Source organism: uncultured Nevskia sp. (assembly GCF_903885465.1).
Lineage (GTDB): Bacteria > Pseudomonadota > Gammaproteobacteria > Nevskiales > Nevskiaceae > Nevskia.
In genome coordinates this window covers 1-3,480 of sequence record NZ_CAISIQ010000473.1, presented here as the reverse complement: position 1 = coordinate 3,480, position 3,480 = coordinate 1, and the positions used below count along the sequence as shown (strand labels likewise).

At 66.3% G+C, this 3,480-nt stretch carries 3 protein-coding genes and 1 pseudogene; 2 read left to right on the top strand and 2 right to left on the bottom strand.

Features of this window, described 5'->3' with window-relative positions; translation table 11 throughout:
* A partial coding sequence (gene plsX, locus QZY06_RS18405) for a phosphate acyltransferase PlsX (RefSeq protein WP_295686797.1) occupies window positions 1-794 on the top strand: 794 nt, incomplete at its 5' end.
* A 10-nt stretch (window positions 795-804) separates the two neighbouring features.
* Window positions 805-2,061, top strand: a complete 1,257-nt coding sequence (locus QZY06_RS18400) for a multidrug effflux MFS transporter (protein ID WP_295686796.1) — start codon at window positions 805-807, stop codon at window positions 2,059-2,061.
* 111 nt (window positions 2,062-2,172) lie between these two features.
* Here QZY06_RS18400 and QZY06_RS18395 read toward each other — a convergent pair whose 3' ends face one another.
* Both QZY06_RS18395 and QZY06_RS18390 read right to left on the bottom strand, forming a co-directional pair.
* Window positions 2,173-3,114 carry a hypothetical protein gene (locus QZY06_RS18395; protein ID WP_295686794.1) on the bottom strand — a complete coding sequence of 314 codons (942 nt, stop codon included), beginning with the start codon at window positions 3,112-3,114 and terminating at the stop codon, window positions 2,173-2,175.
* 29 nt (window positions 3,115-3,143) lie between these two features.
* Window positions 3,144-3,480, bottom strand: a pseudogene (locus QZY06_RS18390) (hypothetical protein); the annotation flags it as partial.

Here is a 3,480-nt window from a genome sequence, read left to right as displayed (position 1 = left end):
GCAAGAAGGATTCATCGATGCGGGTCGCGGTCGACCTGGTCAAGCAGAAGCGTGCCCAGGCCGCCGTCTCGGCCGGCAACACCGGCGCGCTGATGGCGATCGCCAAATTCGTGCTGAAGACGCTGCCGGGCATCGATCGGCCGGCGATCATTTCGCCGTTGCCGACGGTCAAGGGCGCTACCCATGTGCTCGATCTCGGTGCCAATGCCGCCTGCACCTCCGAACAGCTGTTCCAGTTCGCGGTGATGGGCTCGGCGCTGGTCACTGCGCTGAACGGCATCGAGCGGCCCCGGGTCGCCTTGCTGAACATCGGCGAGGAAGAGATCAAGGGCAACGAGACGATCAAGCAGGCGGCGACGATGATCTCGGCGTCGAAGCTGAACTACTGCGGCTTCATCGAAGGCGATGGCATTTTCCTGCATCCGGCCGATGTCGTGGTCTGCGACGGCTTCGTCGGCAATGTCGCGCTGAAAGCCGGTGAGGGTGTGGCCAAGCTGGTGGGCCATTTCATGCGCGAGGAATTCACTCGCAACGCCGGCACCAAGCTGGTGGGTCTGATTGCCCGCTCGGTTCTGCGCGCGCTGGCCAAGCGCATGGACCCGCGCCGCTACAACGGCGCCAGTCTGGTCGGCCTCAATGGCAACGTGATCAAGAGCCATGGCGGCGCCGATGCGCTGGCTTTCGCCAATGCCATCACGGTGGCGATACGGGCCGTCGAGCACGACGTGCCGGCGCGCATCTCCAGCCTGCTGGTTGAAGCTCTGAGCGCGCAGCCGAAGTCGGTTCCCGTCTAGCGCTGGCGCCGTGAACCGCTTCCGCGCCAACCCCAAGCTTCTGGCGCCACTGCTCGCCGGCATGGCGATGATCGGGCCGTTCTCGATCGACGCCTTCTTCCCCGCCTTTCACGCGATCGAAGCCGAGCTTGGCGTGACGCCGGCGGCCATGCAGCAATCCCTGAGTCTCTATCTCGCGGCGTATGCGGCGATGTCGCTGCTGCACGGACCGCTGTCCGATGCCTACGGCCGGCGCGGTGTGATCCTGTGGTCGATGCTGCTGTTCGCGGCGGCCACCGCCGGCTGTGCGCTCGCCACTTCGTTCGAGATGCTGCTCTGCTTCCGCGTGCTGCAGGGCGTCTTCGGTGGCGCCGGCATGGTGGTCGGCCGGGCGATCATCCGCGATCGTTTCGACGGCGCCGATGCCCAGCGGCTGATGTCGCAGGTCAGCTTCATCTTCGGCTTCGCCCCGGCGATCGCGCCGATCATCGGCGGCTTCGTGCTAGGGGCCGCTGGCTGGCGGGCGATCTTCTGGCTGCTGGCCGGCTTCACTCTGCTGCTGGTCCTGGCCTCGCTGGCAGCGCTGCCGGAAACCCATCCGCGCGAACGGCGCACGCGGTTCGCGTTGCGGCCGCTGGCCCGCACCTATCGCGCGGTGGCCAGCGATCGCCGCTATCTGCTGCTGGGCTTTGCTGCCGCGCTGAACTTCGGCGCGATCTTCACCTACATCTCGGCGGCGCCTTCGGTGGTGCTTAACATCCTGCACTTGAGCGCGACCGAATTCGCCTGGCTATTCGTGCCGATCATCGGCGGCATGATGTCCGGCTCGGCACTGTCGTCGCGGCTCGCCGGCAAGATCGACGCCCTGCGAACGGTGACCATCGGTTTCATTCTGATGAGCATCGGCGCCGCGCTGAACCTGGCCGGCAGCCTGTGGCTGACGCCGTCGGTGCCCTGGTTCGTGCTGCCGATCGGCCTGATCGGCATGGGGGTGACGCTGTCCTTCCCGACCTTCACCCTGCTGATGCTCGATCGCTTCCCGGCCGTGCGCGGCGCCGCCGCTTCGGTGCAGGCGACGATCAGCCTCGGTGTCGCGGCCGTGGTATCGGGCGTGCTGTCGCCACTGGTCAGTGCCTCGCCAATGGGGCTGGCTTGCGCGTCCACCGGCCTGACCATCAGCGGCTATCTGCTCTGGCGCATCTATCTGCGGATCACGCCGAACTGCGGCCCGGATGTGCTGAGTGCCCGGCTCGAGCCCGCATCCGCAGCCACGCCGTCATCGACCTAGTGCAGAGCTAGCGCGTTAAAACCGGTCATGCCCGCGCAGGCGGGCATCCAGTTTTGGCCATAGCGCGCCGCATCAGAACTGGATTCGCGCCTGCGCGGGAATGACGAGTTTTTAGTCACCGCTGAGCACAAGCTGCCCGTTGAGCGTTGCCGAGCGGCTGTTGTCGGCGCTGTGCAACTGGGTGCCAATCAGCGCCAGCGTTCGCGAACCACGCGCGTCCGGTGCCGAGAAGCTGGCGCCAGCGCAGGCAGCAGCGACGCAGCGCAGCCCTTCGCTTGATGACTCGCCAGACATTTCGATGCCGCGGATCGTGCCGGCCTGATCGGTGCGCAGCTTGATCACGCCGCCATCGACATTGCTGAAGCTGTAGACCGGCAAGCCGTCTTCGCCCTGCGCGTAACCGTTGCCGCCGAAAGCGCAGAAGCGCGTGTAGCTGTTGTCGCTGAAATTCAGGGTGACGCCGGGATCGCAGACCGCGCCGACATTGCCCAGTGCGCTGAGCCGGGCCGTGAGGGTCACCGGGCCGTCCTGAGCGCCATCGTCCACCGGCGCTTCCCTTGCCAGTGCCGTACCGCTCAGCATGATGTTTTGCCTGCCGTTGAAATCGGGCTTGCCGAACATCAGGCCCGAGCAGGCATCGCCGTCACAGCCGTATTCCGGGCTCCGATGTCCGTACTCCACGCGCGTCGCTGCACCCGCGGTGGTGTCGATCAGCAGATAAGCATCGCGGCCCAGCACGTAGCGATAACGGCGCCGGCTGCCGGTCTGGCTGGCCAGCGCCGAATCGGCACAGTGTTGCTCGGTCTTGCCGGCCGCCGAGGTGATGACGACTTCGCCCTCGCGGCATGCCTCATCCGGGCTTTGCTTCCCGGCCGATACCGCTAGCGCGGTAGGCGCTACCGAGGATGGCTTTGCCGCCGGTGCTTCCGTTGCGGTCGGTGATGGCTTGGCACCGTCATCGACCGCAAGCGGCTCCGGCACTGCCGTCCACCAGCGAAGCGCCACCACCAGCAGGGCAATGGCGAGCAGTACTGCAAGGATCAATCGCTTCATGGAGAGCAGGCGAGGCGGTCAGGCAGGGATCAAGGCCGCAGGCCGTTGACCGGAACCAGGAAGCGGCACTGGTCTTCTTCGCCGCCCTGACGGACGCCGACGGTATTGGCAGTCGCCGTGGTCTTCGGTGGCGTGGTCAGGCGGGCCGCGACGAAGTACCAGGCCGAGGTGGCGACGCTGGTGCCGTCCGGATCATCGAAATTGATGTCGCTGCGGAAGCTCACGTAGTCGTTGTTGCGAGCCGGATTCAAGCCTTCCGGCGAGCCCGGATACTGGTTCAGTCCCTGCGCGGTGCGGCCGGCCAGCCAGATGCCTTCGTCGGCACCATCGAGGCGGTAGGCCACCGAGGTGGCGATGCCGTTGAAG